11 protein-coding genes are annotated in these 17,342 nt (G+C 45.6%); 1 reads left to right on the top strand and 10 read right to left on the bottom strand.

Translation table 11 applies throughout. The annotated features are described in order from the left end of the window. Positions 1-113 precede the first annotated feature (113 nt). From MHB56_RS18760 to MHB56_RS18740, 5 genes are all read right to left on the bottom strand, one after another. Positions 114-989 (bottom strand): radical SAM/SPASM domain-containing protein, encoded by an 876-nt coding sequence (locus tag MHB56_RS18760; protein ID WP_036680750.1) that lies wholly within the window; start codon positions 987-989, stop codon positions 114-116. Positions 990-1,011: 22 nt separating this feature from the next. Continuing rightward, complete coding sequence (locus MHB56_RS18755) at positions 1,012-1,998, bottom strand: Gfo/Idh/MocA family protein (protein WP_038568824.1); 987 nt, start codon at positions 1,996-1,998, stop codon at positions 1,012-1,014. Positions 1,999-2,260: 262 nt separating this feature from the next. Next, positions 2,261-3,034 carry an SDR family NAD(P)-dependent oxidoreductase gene (locus MHB56_RS18750; RefSeq protein ID WP_036680744.1) on the bottom strand — a complete coding sequence of 258 codons (774 nt, stop codon included), beginning with the start codon at positions 3,032-3,034 and terminating at the stop codon, positions 2,261-2,263. A gap of 77 nt (positions 3,035-3,111) precedes the next feature. Next, on the bottom strand, positions 3,112-3,924 hold the full coding sequence (locus MHB56_RS18745; protein WP_341143864.1) for an acetoacetate decarboxylase family protein: 813 nt from the start codon (positions 3,922-3,924) through the stop codon (positions 3,112-3,114). A 29-nt stretch (positions 3,925-3,953) separates the two neighbouring features. Next, a complete protein-coding gene (locus MHB56_RS18740) occupies positions 3,954-5,894 on the bottom strand; it encodes an NAD(P)/FAD-dependent oxidoreductase (RefSeq protein ID WP_341143863.1) in 1,941 nt (646 codons plus the stop codon). A gap of 121 nt (positions 5,895-6,015) precedes the next feature. Between MHB56_RS18740 and MHB56_RS18735 the strand changes: the two genes are divergently transcribed. Beyond that, positions 6,016-7,290: a PucR family transcriptional regulator gene (locus tag MHB56_RS18735; protein ID WP_341143862.1), complete on the top strand. Its 1,275-nt coding sequence runs from the start codon at positions 6,016-6,018 to the stop codon at positions 7,288-7,290. An 87-nt stretch (positions 7,291-7,377) separates the two neighbouring features. Here MHB56_RS18735 and thrC read toward each other — a convergent pair whose 3' ends face one another. From thrC to MHB56_RS18710, 5 genes are all read right to left on the bottom strand, one after another. After that, on the bottom strand, positions 7,378-8,769 hold the full coding sequence (thrC, locus tag MHB56_RS18730) for a threonine synthase (RefSeq protein WP_076276806.1): 1,392 nt from the start codon (positions 8,767-8,769) through the stop codon (positions 7,378-7,380). A 248-nt stretch (positions 8,770-9,017) separates the two neighbouring features. Continuing rightward, a complete protein-coding gene (locus MHB56_RS18725; RefSeq protein ID WP_076302808.1) occupies positions 9,018-9,521 on the bottom strand; it encodes a CYTH domain-containing protein in 504 nt (167 codons plus the stop codon). Positions 9,522-11,091: 1,570 nt separating this feature from the next. Further along, the gene (locus MHB56_RS18720; protein WP_076194460.1) at positions 11,092-12,057 is read right to left on the bottom strand and encodes an alpha/beta fold hydrolase; all 966 of its coding nucleotides are present in this window, start codon (positions 12,055-12,057) and stop codon (positions 11,092-11,094) included. Positions 12,058-12,382: 325 nt separating this feature from the next. Continuing rightward, the gene (locus MHB56_RS18715; RefSeq protein WP_341143861.1) at positions 12,383-14,536 is read right to left on the bottom strand and encodes an alpha-galactosidase; all 2,154 of its coding nucleotides are present in this window, start codon (positions 14,534-14,536) and stop codon (positions 12,383-12,385) included. 25 nt (positions 14,537-14,561) lie between these two features. After that, a complete protein-coding gene (locus MHB56_RS18710) occupies positions 14,562-17,114 on the bottom strand; it encodes a beta-mannosidase (protein WP_341143860.1) in 2,553 nt (850 codons plus the stop codon). Positions 17,115-17,342: the final 228 nt, after the last annotated feature.

Below are 17,342 nucleotides of genomic sequence, written 5' to 3'. Positions count from 1 at the left end.
CCAAAGTGGAGACTATAAAGACCTATTATTATATATATACAATCCCGTTAATTAAAAAACAGAACCAGGACTCATGAAATAGCCATGTCCCGGTTCTGTTTGCATTCCAATCATTAGGTTCCGAACCGCTGCCGATACCCACATTTGCGGCACAGCTCCTCCACCGCTTCTCTACGTGAGAAGCCATAGAATAAATTGTTCGCCCGCTCCCCCTCTACAATCTCTGAGAACGGAGTTTCATGGATGTTGCCTAGGTTAATTACTCCTTCACCATCCAGACAGCATGGCACAACAGTGCCATCCACAAGGATTGCCGCTTGGCTCCGCAGGGCATGACAGAACCCTTTTCCGTCATCTTCCGGCTCATTCAGCGCTGGCCAACGGAACTCATGATCCTGATTAAGGTAGACGCGTGGGGCAATCTTGACACCACTGCCAGGCACAACCTTTTCTTCGATCTTGAAATCCAAGTTGAAGGCTTCCTCCAGCAGGGCAAGGGTTTCACGGTTACGATTTCTCTCCAGATTCGTCAGATTATCCTCCGTCAAATTCCACAAGCGGAAAGAAATAATAACCCCTTGCGCTGAGGCTTCCCGTACAAAAGAAATTATCTCTGAAAGATAGCCTTCACGGTTCTCTGACCCTTCATGCCCATCAAAGCTGTGCAGAGAAAAGTTCATCTGACGCAGTGCGGGTTTACCAAGAATTTTAGGTCCGGCTTTATGAATTAACGTGCCATTGGTTGTAATATTAACCTTGAACCCTTTGGCATGAGCAGCATCCAACAGTTCACCGATCTTGGGATGCAGCAACGGCTCCCCTTTGACGTGAAGATAAATATGATTGCTGTGTGGTTTAATTTCATCCAATATCGTATTAAACGTATCAAGCTTCATGAAATTTTTCGTCCGGGCGGTTTGTGGACAAAAGCTGCAGGCGAGGTTGCAGACGCTTGTTATCTCAATATAAACCTTTTTAAAAGTCTTCAAGTCCTGCTCCCCATTCTATTTATTATAAATCTGAGGCATAGCGGAGACCGATCTGTGCTCTGGCTTCCTCCATAATCTCTGCTGCGGCCATGGAGTTCTCATGAGTATTAATTCTGCTCTCCCGTTCACCATTCTTAATCAAGTTGATGAATTCTTCAACCTCATAATACATAGGTTCAAACACCTGAGGCAACGTAAGCTCCTCAACTGTACCATCACGATAGTAAATTTTCACCTGATAAGGCTCATTGATCTTGTCGATCACCATCGTACCGTTCTCTCCATGAATCTCAGCTGGCAGATAGGAGTCGGAAATCTTGGAGTGCATAACTACCGCATCCATATCGTCATACTTCATAATGAGACTTCCTTCACCATCCACACCTGACGAGAGCATGACACCCACTGCCTGTACTGATTGAGGCTTGCCAAAGAGCACTACCATTGGATACAAACAGTACACTCCAAGATCCATTAACGAGCCATTGGAAAAAGCGGGATTAAACGCATTTAACACAGTCCCCTGCCGGTAGGCATCATATCTGGAGGAGTACTTACAGTAACTTGCAAAATAACGGCGAACTTGGCCGAGTTTATACAAATTATCACGAATCACTCCAAAGTTCGGCATAAAGGTCGATTTCATCGCCTCTACCAGCAGCACATCATTTGTGCGCGCAGCTTCAATCATAGCTTTAAGCTCCGTACTGTTGGATGCAGCCGGTTTCTCGCAGAGCACATGCTTGCCGTGATTTAAGCACATAATCGCTTGTTCTGCATGCATAGAATTTGGGCTGGCAATATATATAGCATCTACATCTTTGCTTTTCACCATATCTTCCAAATTCGTATAAATTGTAGCTCCCGCATATTTAGCAGCAAAGGCCTGACCTTTCTCCATTGTGCGAGAGTACACGGCTGTCAGGATAAACTCCTCATTCTCCAAGCCGGCTTGCACGAAGCGGTCTGTAATAAAGTTTGTTCCAATGACCCCGAAACGAATTGTCATGATGTTATCCCGTCCTTTTTAGTTATTACTAACTCTACATGCTATTTTCTCACTCATAGGTAGTCATGTCTACTTTTTAAGGCAAATTAACGACAATTTCTGATAAATTCAGCAATTCTCTTGTTACTGGCGGAGCACCGCTCATCGTACAACGCAAAAAAAGGCGTATCCCAGCCACCCTTTCATGGCTTTTGAGATACCCTTTTTTTGGAATTACAATGATTCCCTGAGCTTACGGACCCAGAACGGACCCAGATGAGCTCTATATAATTGTCCAGCCGCCATCTACAAACAAAGTCTGACCTGTAGTGTAGCTGGAAGCATCTGAAGCAAAGTAGAGCACGGCGCCGTTTAGTTCTCCCGGATTACCAGGGCGCCCCATCGGACACACTGCGTTGTACATTTTTAGCGCTTTTTCTGCAAATAACGTATTCTCAGTCATTTCAGTTTTGAACAAGCTTGGTCCAATCGCATTAACAGTGATACCATGCTTAGCATAAGTTGCCGCCACCCCTCTTGTCAGATGGATCACTCCACCTTTAGCAGCATTGTAAGAATGCGTAGGGACCGAAGCTGAAGCTGTAAGGCCTAGCATTGAGGCTGTATTGACGATTTTGCCGTAATTCCGTTCCTTCATATGCCGGATCACATGTTTCGACATCAGGAAAACACCTTTTAAATCCGTATCCAGTACCCGATCCCATGCTTCTTCTTCCAGCGCCTCAATCGGAACCGCATCCACCACACCAGCATTATTCAGCAGAATATCAATTTTTCCAAAGGCTTCCATAACCTTTTGAACAGCCACAATAATCTGGTCCTCTTTTCTTACATCACACTCGATAGGAATTATTCTGCGTTCAGGGTATTTAGCCCGGATATCCTCGGCTACTGCTACAAGCTTGTCATATCTTCTGGCCAAAATAGCAATGTCTGCTCCTTGCTCAGCAAGCATCTCTGCGAATTGTACCCCGATCCCACTGGATGCTCCTGCGATAATAGCTGTCTTACCCGTCAAATCAAAAAGGTTAGTCATTCTAATTCCTCCTAATGTTTGGTTAGCCGATCCTTCTTCGGTTTCATTTCGTACAAACTCACTTCAAACACGTAGGCTTATACTGAGGAAACAGGTTGCAAATTGTTCTCCCACCAGTCCCAGCGGAGATAGCAGTATGGAAGATACTCCATTGGATTCAGAGGCTCCAGAATTTTACCTTTTTCAAGCACATTTGTACTGACGGTGTAAACCGCGCCCAGCATATTCACAACTTCAAGCTCACTCCAAGGATCATGCGGGGAGTCTTGGAAGGTGATAGAGGCTTCAGCCGCTTTATAGACTTTAACCTCACTTACTAAACGCTGTGTGACCAAGGTTGGCATCAGATCGAAGCCGTTTCCGTCAATTGCATTGGCATATTTGATGTTATACAAAGGGATATCTTTGCCGTAATATTCCTCCAGAATCTTCTCGGTTCCATTGTCATTGAAGTGTCCATCCATAGTGGCTTTTACGTTGAAAAAGTCAATGCCATGCCGGCCGATTGCCCCATCAATGCCATCTTCTGAGGTGTTCATACGCACATCGGCCATTTTCTTAGGCAGCCCACATACTTCCCGGCCCATAGCCATCCCGATATCGCTTGTAATAGGCATCGACAGGCAGTAGTTGCCTAATTGTCCGTTATAGTCCGCTAGAACGAACAATCCAGCTTCACGATAAGGTGGACAAAAGTTCGTAGCTGGGTAATTGGCGATAAAAGCATTTACCACCGGCCGGCTTGTTGGCTTCAGTGGCTTCGGCAACAAACGCTCGATAATCTCTGGTTTGGTCTCCCAATACACCGTCAGCATCTCTGCATCATAAAAGGTGGTTGGCTTGCCTCCGTATTTCTGCATATCTGCGAAACTTTTCACAAAACTCACCATGAATGAACCCTCCTTAGATTAGTAACCCTTTAGTTCAGCACAAAAGCCGTTTCGAATCCAGATTGAATGGCCTGTCCGATTCTGCCTGGCTTGCCTGCATCGCCGATCACCTTCACATTAGGCAGTACCTGCTTCAACTCATCAACAAATGAGCGATCGGGTGTAACACCAATGGATAATACAACAGCATCCGTCTTTTTCAGCGAAGTTTCCCCCGTGGACGTATTCTCAAGCACAATCGCGCCATCCTGCACTTCTACCAGCTTGGTTGATGCTAAGAGCTCCACGCCGTTCTTTTTCAGTCTAGTCACAATGTCGATCAGATTTGGCAGATAGGCATCTGGACCAACCCGCGGCTGCATTTCCACCACCGTGACCTGATTTCCCATATCGGCTAAATATTCAGCCGTTTCCAGCCCTGTCATGCCGGAGCCGATGACCACAGCCTGCTTGTTCTTAATCACAACTGACCCACTAAGTACGTCAACAACGGTGCAGACCGCTGCCTTCTTTACTCCCGGAATAACAGGCACTATAGGCTGTGCCCCAGCAGCAACAAATATCGCATAAGGGTTCAGTTGCTTCAGTTGTTCTAGCGTAGGTTTCGTAGAGAGACGGACATCAACATTCAGATCCTCTAACTGATGCTGCATATTATCAATAAACCAGTTCAGCTTCTCCTTCAATGGTGGCCGGCTTCCCAGCTCCACGCTGCCGCCTAGCACATCTCTGGCTTCGAACAATACAGGTTTAAAATCTCTGAGCGCCAGAATCCGTGCTGCTTCCATACCTGCTGGACCCCCGCCGATCACAGCTACTACTTTGCCAGCGCCATCTTTTGTTGGTTCTGCAAATTCAAGCTCACGGCCCACTCTGGCATTGACAGCACACTTGATTACCTTGCACTCCATTACTTCCTGAATACAGTACAGGCAAGAGATACAGGTTCTGATCTCTGCTTCTTTGCCTGCTGCCGCTTTGTTACCCCACTCCGGATCGGCCAGTTGGGCTCTTCCAAGGGCTACAAAATCCGTATTTCCTTCCTGTAGCAGACTCTCAGCAAATTCAGGCTTACGGATCACATCACAAGCAATCACTGGAATTTGCACCGCTTGCTTAATGGCTGCGGAGAGATGTTTTTTCCAGCCTTGCGGGTAGGATATCGGCTCAATGATCGTATTGGATGATTCATAAGTGCCGGAGCTTACATTTATGCAATCCACTCCGATGCTTTCCAGATGTTTCGCAGTCTGGATAGCCTCATCCAGTGTAATCCCGCCTGAGACAAATTCATCGCCGTCGATTCGCACCGATACAGGGAATCCTGCGCCACAGGTCTTTTTGATGCCAAGCACAATTTCGTTCAGGAATGACATTCTACCTTCCAGTGAACCGCCATATTTATCAGTTCTCAGATTGGTAAGTGGGCTCAGAAACTGTCCTACGAGATAGCCGTGGGCACCATGGATCTCCACACCATCAATACCTGCTGTTTTAGCTATATAAGCTCCGAACACAAATTTACGAACTAACTCTTCTACCTCTTCAGTAGACAGCTCCCGGGGCATTTCCCCAATCGCTGAAGACATCACTGCGCTAGGAGCAACAATTTGTTTGCCTCCAATAAGCCGCCCGTGATTTTGCCGGCCCGGATGCTGGAGCTGAAGGAATATTTTGCTGTCATGACGATGCACAGCTCTTGCCAGTTTCTCCAGACGTGGCACAAACAGCAAGTCACTTGCATTCAGCTGGTTCGGTGTACCTACTCCGGTCTCATTATCCACACGCGTAATTTCCGTAATGATTAGACCACAGCCACCTGCGGCACGTTCCTCATAAAAAGCAATCATTTCATCCGATGCTTCACCACTGGCCGCAGCCAGTGACGTTCCCATAGCCGGCAATACAATTCTATTCTTAAGTTCAAGGCGTCCAATTTTACCTGCTGCAAACAGTTTTTCATATTTCATCTGCTTAGCACCTCCACCTTTAGTTTAAGGCGTCCAATACTTTGTGAATATATTTACAAGCACCAAAAATCACTTCTTTATAGTGCATATTGCACTATTATTGAACCAGGGGGCGATATGAATGGATGTTTCCTTAAATGAGCAAGTATCAGGTAAAATCGAAATGGAGCATTATACCGCATCTTTGTTTACTGCATACATTTCAGGTGCAGGCCTTTCAGCTATCGTACAGACAGCTGCCGAGCTACTGCAGAATCCCGTCATTGTATTTGATTGCAGCTTTAAAATTGTAGCTCACTCTGACCTTTCCGATATCGACGATTACATATGGAGTGATAATATCCGCAAAGGTTATTGCTCTTACGACTTCATTGCGGCTGTGAGCAAAATGAACAGTGTCCAGCGTGGGAAACAAAGCGATGAATCTTATGAGGTAACCTGCGAGGAAACATCAAACTCCAAACTGATCTCCAAAATAAAAGTAGCCGGCAAACAAATCGGCAATGTATTGCTTCTAGGATGCACAAATCCTTTTCGCGCCAGAGATAACGAGCTGCTGTCCATCACCGCTACCATACTTGCCGAAGAGATGGGCAAAAATAGCTACTATCGCAACGCCAAAAATATAAAAGTTGAAGATTTTATCTGCGCATTGCTAGAGGAACAGCTTCAGGACAACCGGATTATTCAGGACAGGATGCGGAGTGCAGGACTAAAGTTCGGGAATCAGCTGCTTGTGCTGCTGTTCGATCTTACCTGGTATGAGGGTTCAGGCCGTTATGATGATTATTTAAGAGAACGTTTGCAACAGCTTTTTCCGGGCAGTCCTTCCACCTATTATGACGGGCAGATTGTAATGATCCATGATGGAAATCTCTCCAAAGAGCTTGTAAATAAGCAGCTGCAGGAATTTCTAGCCCAAACCGGCATCTCGCTTGGCATCAGCAATATGTTCACTAATCTTACGCAATGTAGGAGACACTATCTTCACTCCCGAAATGCTATTCGGATTGGTTCCATTCTCAGCCCGCAGCAGCAGCTGACTTACTATTCAGATATCCAGCTCTATGAGATGCTCTCTGCTGATGTTGTGTTTAACGAGGATAATAACTACTACCATCCAGAGCTGCTCAAGCTTCAAGAATACGATACTTTGCACCAGTCCAATCTGTATCATACCTTTTACGTTTATCTCAAAAATAACCGGAACATGCAGATTACCTCAGACGAGCTGTACATTCACCGGAATACACTCAGATATAAGCTCGATCTTATCAGCAGACTGCTGGACACCGACTTTGCCGATTCTGAAAAAATGCTGGCGTACTATGTCTCTTACAAGGTCGCTGCTTTTTGTGAAAAAGCTAGGGAGCAGACCCGTACGCCGCAACGTTAATGTTAGAAGCTACTATAAACGCACAAACAGCCCCCGTCCTTATCCCAAGAACGGGGGCTGTGCTGTGAAGTAGGACTGTATATGATATTACAATCCGTAAAAAGCTTGCAGCTGACGCACGATTTCATCCTTGTCATGATCCACTACGGTTTGATGTTGTGGCATCTCGAACAATGCTTTAATCTGTGCCGGGAATTCCTGCTTAATATCGATCAAAGTAATTGCCTCATCGAACTTAGCTGGATGTGCAGTCGCAAAGGTAATGCCAATCTCATCCGGGCCATTAAAAGCTTCGTAAGCCGCGATTCCACATGCTGTATGTGGATCAAGCAGGTAGCCGTATTCTTTTTGATACTTAGCGATCGTATTCAAGCATTGATCATTCTTCACACCCAGCGCTGCAAAATCCTTCTGCACCTGCTGAAGCGCCTCGCCTTCAACCGTAATCTTGCCTTCGGTTTGCAGCTTGGACATATACGCGGATAACTTCTCAGAATCCTCGCCTACCAGATAATACAGATACCGTTCGAAATTACTTGCCACTTGGATGTCCATCGAAGGGCTGTAAGTGCTTGTGAAATTACCTGGTTTGTATTCGCCAGTATTCACGAAACGCTCCAAAATATTATTTTCATTCGTAGCAATGATTAGCTTGTTAATAGGAAGCCCCATTTGCTTAGCCAAATAGCCCGAGAAAATATTACCGAAGTTACCGGAAGGCACGCTGATATTAATCTTTTTCTCGTTGCTGCCATCGACATGCAGATATGCATAGAAATAATAAACAGTCTGCGCCAGAATCCGCACAAAGTTAATGGAATTAATTGCACGCAGATGATACCGACCTTTAAAGTCCAGATCTGCGAACAGATCCTTAATCACCTTCTGGCAATCATCAAAGTTACCATGAACAGACAGATTCAGTACATTGCTGTCGTCCACCGTAGTCATCTGCAGCTCCTGCACTTTACTTACCTTGCCATGTGGATGGAGAATACAGATCTTGATGCCTTCTTTGCCGCGTACACCTTGAATGGCCGCCGCTCCAGTATCCCCAGAGGTTGCACCGAGGATGTGGATGATTTTGTTTTGTTTTTTGGAAATATATGAATACAGCTCACCCATAAACTGCAGCGCTACATCCTTGAAAGCAAAAGTAGGCCCATGGAACAATTCAAGGACATATAAAGAATCATCCACTTGGTGTATAGGTGTTACTTCAGGTGTGCGGAAATTAGCATAACTGGTGTTGACCATTTCCTGCAAATCCTCGTAAGGAATCTCATCATTGGTGTAATAGGCAACAATCTTCAGGAACAACTCCTGATAGCTGAGACTTCTCCACTCTTCCAACGTTGCTGCTGAAACCACTGGAATCTCGGATGGAACCATCAGCCCACCGTCGTCCGCAAGTCCCATCAACACCGTATCAATAAAACCTTTAGGTTCCACATTACCTCTTGTGCTTATAAACTTCATGCTCATCCTCCTGAACCCCTCGTTAATATATGACAAGAATATATGATAAGAAGAAACAACGTTGTCGTCCTATATAGAAGACAACTGTTTCTCGCAGAAATATAAGGCTATTATAGTTGCACCACTTATAAATTCTTATAATTAACTATAAGTTTCACCCTAAACATTATCCTTAAGCTAGTTAGGGATGATAAAGCTATTTCTGCTTGTTTTCCCTATATACTACCACGTTTACGCGCTAAAGTCCGTTAATTCTTTGTCTTATTTTGCAGCTCTCTCCAGACCGTTTTGTTGCTGTACTGCCGTTCTGTACTAACATCCTTACCGAACCATTCCGGCTCTTTAAAGCTTTCCGCTTCCTCCAGAGATTCAAATTCAACCTCCAATACGGACAATTTCAGCTGGGAATATACGTCGATCTCAACCGTTATGCCATTCCACACCGCTGTAATTCGCTCTTTGACCAAAGCTACCGCATTTACCGCTTCGATCATCTGATTATATAAACCCTCTGAGATAAAATATTCGATCTCTTCGCGTTTGATCCCTTTGCCATCCTTAAACGTATGCGTGTAGGTTACCTCACCTGAGTCCAGATCCGTAATTTTACGCACACGAAGCTCTTGACCACCATCTATCGCCAGATATGTCTGATCGATATTATGACGGGTAACAATCTTCAACTCTCCCTTTTGAATCAGCTGCTCCGGAAATTCCGGCAGCAGAAACTTGCGTTCGATCTCCAAAGCCATGATGTTTCGCTCCTCTTCGTGTCATATATTTTTATATTAATAATCATCATAGGGGTGTGACAAACCCAAGTCAATGTGGATTATAGGGAAATAGGACATGCTCTTGCTTAAAAAAGGCTACCGTGGGGCTCATTGTGGGATTTATGGAGGTTGTGGAAAGATAGGGCTCACCATAGATTACTGGAAACTACGGATAATTAGTGAGTCAGCCGGCGATCATTGGAATCACCATTCGATGAGTTGATCACTCGCCACTGGTCGCACTCACCCATTCACTTAGTTGGTCACGCGCTACTGGTCGTACTCACCCATTCGATTAGTTGGTCACGCTCCACTGGTCGTACTCACCCATTCGATTAGTTGGTCACGCTCTACTGGTCGCACTCACCCATTCACTTAGTTGGTCACGCTCCACTGGTCGTACTCACCCATTTACTTACGGACCGTATAGCCACTATTTGCGAAAAAAACGCATATTTGAGATGGTATCGGACTCAGGTGCAGCTATTTACTCCAAAACACCCCATACGGTCGCGATAATTAGCCAATAACGTCGCTGGGGTCCGAAAGTAGCCTCAATTGCCTCTTTTTTAGCAAATAAGGACTCCTGAGTCCGATCCGAAGCAGGGTACCTAGGAACCTAGCAGCAACCAAGGGAACTCTCCATCATATGTAGTCGGCGCCTTCTCATTCTTATCCCAGACCAGACCATAATGATTGGAGCATCGTTAACTGGTGGCACTCCCTCATACTTCCTCATACTTCCTCATACTTCCTCATACTCCTTCATACTTCCTCAAATCCCCTTATACTTTCTCATACTTTCTCATACCACCCCTACTCCCCATTCACTTACGGACCGTATAGCCACTATTTGCGAAAAAAACGCATATTTGAGATGGTATCGGACTCAGGTGCAGCTATTTACTCCAAAACACCCCATACGGTCGCGATAATTAGCCAATAACGTCGCTGGGGTCCGAAAGTAGCCTCAATTGCCTCTTTTTTAGCAAATAAGGACTCCTGAGTCCGATCCGAAGCAGGGTACCTAGGAACCTAGCAGCAACCAAGGGAACTCTCCATCATATGCAGTCAGCCCCTTCTCATTCTTATCACCGACCAAACCCTAATGATTGGAACATCGTTAACTGGTGATACTTTCTCATACTCCCCCACTCCCGATTTACTTACAGACCGTATAGCCTCTATTTGCGAAAAAAACGCATATTTGAGATGGTGTCGGACTCAGGTGCAGCTATTTACTCCAAAACACCCCATATGGTCGCGATAATTAGCCAATAACGTCGCTGGGGTCCGAAAGTAACCTCAATTGCCTCTTTTCTAGCAAATAAGGACTCCTGAGTCCGATCCAAGCAGGGTACCTAGGAACCTAGCAGCAACCAAGGGACTCTCCATTAAATGTAGCCGACGCCTTCTCATTCTTATCCCAGACCAAACCTAAAGATTAGACCATCGTTACTGGTGGCACTCCCCCATATCTTACGGACTAATAAAAAACCGAACGAAAATCAGAGGAAATCCTGAAATCCGGTCGGCTCGACGGCAGCACTTATTTTATTTCTTTCATAAATGCCTGAAAGTCTTTTACGATTTCTTTTGCTTTAGTGCGATATAAATAATGTCCCTCTTCAAACTTCACTATTTTTCCATGCACAGAGTCCTTGATTTGCTTTTCATGCTCTGGTATCCATCTATCCGTTGCTGGTTGATTCGCTTGTATAAAGAAAATAAGAGGAAGATTTTTAGGAAATGTTAAGCTTTCAGCTGATTTAAAATTAGAATACATCATTCCAGCTTCATTTAATTGGGTGGGATTAAATATGTTTTTGCGATTGATCAGTCTCATTTGTTCTTTTGTTTTATCATCAAATGGTAGTTCAGCAATTGGGTCAGCACTAAATTTCATTTGCAATCTGATTAAACCTGATTTTTTGAGCAGATTTATAGCTCTTAATTCCGAAGCTTCGATCTTCCTCTCGCTTATCGATGGAACACTACTATCAAGCCCGACAAATGCACTCACTTCATTTTCATACTTGTTAACATAATCTAGTCCATATATGCCTGAAATAGAGTGGCCCATTAGAATATAACGGTCAATATTAAGAGCCTGTAAAGCTTCATGAATTTCACTTACAATATTCTCTGTGCTGCGCTCCTTTTTGGTCAGATCACTTAATCCATACCCAAAAGGCTCAATCATGACAACTTTGTAAAACGGCGACAGTTCATCTATTAATGCTTTAAAATCAAGAGCTGGCGCTGCTGTGCCATAACCCGGTAGTAGCACGACTGTTTCTTCACCTTTTCCTTGAATATAAACATTCATGTTTTTCCCATCTACGGGTACTAACTGACCATAGGGTTCTATTTTATTTTGTTCCGATTTATTGCTGATCAAATTAACTGTATAGACAATAGCGAGAAAAAGCACGATTGCGATGATTATTGCTCCTACTACTTTAAGTAGTATGTTTAGTATTTTACTTGTTCTCGTGCCCGCCTTCATTTTCATTCTTTCTTTTATTTCCACTCGTATCTTCTCCTGTCATCAGCTGTGTTTTGGACTACCATAACTAACTGCTAAGCTAAGATTAACCAATGAAGATGTACTCTCTATGACCTCAATATGAACGGAATATGAACATGCAAAAAAAGCTATAGTGTCATGCACAAGGGTAGCTGCACAGGATGCCATAACAGGAGGAATATATGTGTGGAGGTGGATACGATCAAGGCTGCCTTGCCATCCGCAGCTTCAGCTGATTCAAATTCATCTTTGAACAAAAAAAGCAAACCACGAGCTAGGCTCATGGCTTGCTGGTGACTTGCAATAAACTCTATTCCTGCACCTTCAATTTATAACATCCGCTAACAAAATCCTGCTGGATATCCGGCAGAGCCAGTCCAGCCTGCATTAGCCGATCACCACCGTAAACCTCACCACTTGCCTCCAGAATGTAATCCAGCTCCGGATTTAAACCATTCAGCTTCAGGCTACGGCGGGGCGGGTGCGGCACAGCCATTACCCGGAAGTAATAAACTAATGCCTCACGCTGATCATCGGACACGAACATCCATGCTGTCTCATTGCCCTCAAACGGGCTTTGCAGCCGGTACAGATTCCCTTGCTGCACAAGACTGCGGATTTGTTTATAGTTCGCAACCTGTTCCTTCACAAGTTCCTTCTCTTCGTCTGTAAACTTCGTAAGATCCAGCTCATAACCGAAATTACCGGACATAGCTACATCTCCACGAAAAGACAGCGGGGTGATCCGTCCTACCTGATGATTCGGCACGGCAGACACATGCGCGCCTATCGAACTAACCGGATACACCAGACTTGTTCCATACTGAATCTTCAGTCGTTCCACAGCATCGGTATCGTCACTAGTCCAGGTCTGCGGCATGTAATGCAGCATGCCTGGGTCGAAGCGGCCACCACCACTACAGCAGCTCTCGAACAGGATATGCGGAAACTCTGAAGTTATTCGCTCCAATAGCTCATACAGACCAAGCACATAACGATGAGCGGTTTCCCCTTGGCGTTCAGAAGGTAACTCTGCAGAGCCAATCTCCGTTAAACAACGGTTCATATCCCATTTCACATAACTAATGGGCACGGTCGAGAAAATCCGGGACAGTGACTCATAAATGTACTGACGTACATCCTCCCGAGTATAGTCCAGCACCAATTGCCAGCGGGCTTCGCTACGGCGGCGTCCCGGCACATGCAGACACCAGTCGGGATGCTTACGATAGAGCTCGCTGTCTGGCGAGATCATCTCCGGCTCGAACCAGAGGCCAAACTGCAAGCCTAGATTGTTCACACGCTGCGCTACATCAGACAATCCGCCTGGAAGCTTGCGCAGATCCTCTACCCAGTCTCCGAGAGAGGAGTTATCTGCATCTCTTTTGCCAAACCAACCGTCGTCCAGTACGAATAGCTCTATCCCTAGTTTCGCTCCTTCCGCCGCAATCGACTCCAATTTATCCGCATCGAAGTTGAAATAGGTGGCTTCCCAATTGTTGACCAGAATGGGCCGTTCCTTATCTCTATATAACCCTCTGCATAAACGGGTCCGGTACAGGCGATGATAGGTTCTCGACATTTTCCCGATCCCCTCGGAAGAATACACCATCACTACCTCTGGGGTCTGGAATTGTTCGCCCGGCTCCAGCAGCCAGGAGAAATCAAAAGAATTCAGCCCCATCGTAAACCGGGTCATCCCGAAGGAATCGACCTCTGCCTCAGCTTCAAAGCCTCCACTATATACAAGACTGAAGCCGTAGGCCTCTCCATGATTTTCATCCGTTTCAGGTTTCACCAGCGCTGCAAATGGATTTAACTGGTGGCTGCTCATCCCTCTGCGGCTCCCAATGGTCGTACCCCCTTGCACCAGACGTCTACGGGTCAGATTACCTTCCCTTGACCAAGCTCCTGCCAAATAGATCATATCCATATCGCCAGACGAGAAATCGACACTAGCACTCAGTGCACGCTGCAATCGCAGCTGTGTTTCCCCCGCATTGGTGAACTCCACAGAGCGGGTGATTACGTTGGTATGTTCAAAAACCGTATAGCGCAAAATAACACTCAGCTTGGCGTAATCATCCTTAAGTGTAAGCTCCAACGTCTGTGCTTCTTGCGCAGACTCAACATATACAGATGGCAGACCCGGCAGTGAGGGTTTACCCTCAACTACCCGGTACCCGCTGTATTTCAGCTCTGTAATACGAGTGCCGTCTTCGAGCCGAACTTGATAAGCTGGTGTTCTGAAATCTCCCGTGCCGTATTGGGGATATTCCTGCGGGAGCCGGTCGAGACCCGTATTTCCTCCCAGATTCAACAGCCCTTCCAAATTGCTGCCACTACGCAGCTTCTTACCCCAATACACATGTGCCGGATAATCATTAACAAGCTGAAGAATATAACTCATCCCTGCGCTCTGTAAATGGAATAATCCCTTATCTTCCTGAACTAAAATCCCCATGTGCCAGTCCTTCTCTCCTTAGGATTTACAGCAAATCTTCGCTCACAAAATCAACCATCGATTGAACCTTTAGCCCTTTAGGTGCGGCAGGAATCCAGTCTCTTCCATCGTTCCCGCGTTGTGAGAACTCTATCGTCTTGGTCTGACCTGGGAGAAGGTCAAAATAATTGTCAGAGAATATTCCTTCCTCTTCCGAAGTCAGGTATACACCTCTAGCCAATACATCACTGGTCACGGTGAAGCTTAATCCACTGCTCTCTGGAGTTTCCAGCACGGTAATTACTGAGCGCTGCAATGGAATTTCTTTTTCCGGAGTAAAATAATGCAGCTTGTGATCTATCACCTGGCCATCCGCCTGCAAGCCAATTCCAAGCAATACATCACCCACCCCTTGACCTTCTAGCAACTCTGCCACAGGAGACGAGAATACGATAGCAGCAGAATCAGCTCCCAGCTCAACGGGATGTGCCCACTCTCGCAGCACCGAACCGTTAAACTGATACAAAGTAAGCACCAACTCAGCGCTCACTGCTGTTCTTAAATCAGATACGACATGAACGTCTACCTTCTCACGGTCTGTACCGTCGATAGACAACAGAACATCTTGGAAGCTTGAACGCACGGTATATTGCAGGGCTTTCCAGCGCCCGTTATAATCCATGCCCGCCCAAGAAGCCACCGGCCAGCAATCATTCATCTGCCAGTATAAAGTGCCCATACAATAAGGTTTATTTCTTCTGTGGCTTTCAATCGCGATTCGGATCGCTTCGGCCTGCAGGATTTGACTCATATATAAAAAGGCTTTGAAGTCCTTTGGCTGCGGCAGATACATATCCATATATTCTTTGATCAGCAGATTACCGCGACCATTCTTCTGATGCGCCAGCATCACCTCTGAGGTAAGCTCCAAATCCTGCTCTTCTGCATAGCTCATTACCGTTTTTAGTTCCGGGAACGACTGGAAGCCATATTCACTCATGAAGCGGCCAACCTTTGTATTATAGTTCTCAAAAGGCTCGATTCCGTGCCACACGCCCCAGTAATGCACATCCCCTTCGCCCACAATCCGTGTCGCATGCTGATTAATATCGCCAGTCAGCTCCCGCAGCGGCGAAGACGGCCAATAGTCCACTCCCGGATGGAACGCGGCTACAGCCTCCGGCAGAATACGGTGGAAGATTTTAATATAATCGGCCCACATTGTCGTTCTTTGCTCAGCGCCGAGTTTTTCTTTCCAGCCCCAGCCCATATTTTCCTCAAACTGTGACCAGGCCGAATCAATCTCGTTGTTGCCACACCATAAGGCGATGCAGGGATGATTGCGCAATCTTTTGACGTTGTATTCGGCTTCTTTTTTCACATTTTCAAGGAACGCCTCGTCTCCGGGATACATACTGCAAGCGAACATAAAGTCCTGCCAGACCAGCAGTCCGTATTCATCACAGAGCTGATAAAAAATATCTTCTTCATATATACCGCCGCCCCAAACGCGCAGCATATTCATATTCGATTCTACTGCCGTGGCAATTTCATGCCGATACCGCTCCTCGGTTACTTCTGTGGTGAAGCTGTCATTTGGAATATGATTGGCACCTTTGGCGAAGACGGAAACTCCATTCAGCGCAAAAGAAAACGAAGCTCCTTTGGCATCACGCTCCCGAATCAATTCAATACTGCGGAGTCCGGTTTTTACACTTTTGCTAACCTCTACTTCCGCATCTTGTATCAATGATGCCTGGAATGTATATAAATGAGGCTCTCCGAGCCCTCTGCACCACCAGAGCTGTGGCTCGGATATAACAATATTCATCTCTAATTGCTGCATGCCTTCTTCTAAAGTAACCGCTTGCATCCACTCCAAACCATCGGCACTTATTCGCAGCATTCCCCGCCAAGCAGCAGGAGCATCCACTTCTACAATTGCGGTCAGGCGAGCTTCTTCCTTAGCAATCACATTTTGACGGATATAGAGGTCTGTAATTTGAACGGTGTCACGTCCCACCAGAGCTGCCGCACGCCATATTCCACTGGTCAAGAAGCGCGGGCCCCAATCCCAGCCGTAATGATAAGGTGCTTTGCGCGCAAAAATACTAATCCGTTGTTCATCTAATCCCCCAAGCTCGGATTGATCATTCGAGGCAGGCAGCGCGTAACCCAGCTTCGCTAATTTCGGTAAATCTTCCTTAACCACAGAGCGGAACTTCACCCGTATATTATTTTCTCCAGTCTTTAACTGATCTTTGACATCCACTTTCCATGCCAGAAACATATTATCAGCAGCGAGCACATGTACATTATTCACGTACACATCTGCATAAGTATCCAGTCCCTCAAAAACTAGCTCCGTACAAGCAAGCTCCTGCCACTCTTCCCCCAACTGCAACGAGGTTTGATATTCCCAGTCCTTCTTATCGATCCACTGTAGATCATGTTCATTTGTTCCATAAAAGGGGTCTGAAATCTTCCCGTTCTTTAGTAAATCCGTATGGACTGTACCTGGCACAGTCGCCGGAAGCCACTCCTCATCACCACAGCCTCTAAATTCCCACTTCGCAAGATCCATATGCAAATGTTTCATAATACCTCCTAAAAGTTTTGTAAGCATAGACTTCTCTGAATGACTTCGCGCAAAACTCGCTTCGGAAGCAGATGCCTAAAGTTTTGTAAGCATAGACTTCTCAAAAATAGCATAAGACTTCAATTAATTCATTGAACCCTTTTGATATTCTTTGTATTTTGTTATCTGATTGTTAGGTACATGCTAATTATAAACGCAGAAACAAAACAAATAAAGACAATAAATAAT

The organism is Paenibacillus sp. FSL H8-0315 (assembly GCF_038005365.1).
GTDB lineage: Bacteria > Bacillota > Bacilli > Paenibacillales > Paenibacillaceae > Paenibacillus_AQ > Paenibacillus_AQ odorifer.
This window is presented reverse-complemented; position numbering and strand designations above follow the sequence as displayed.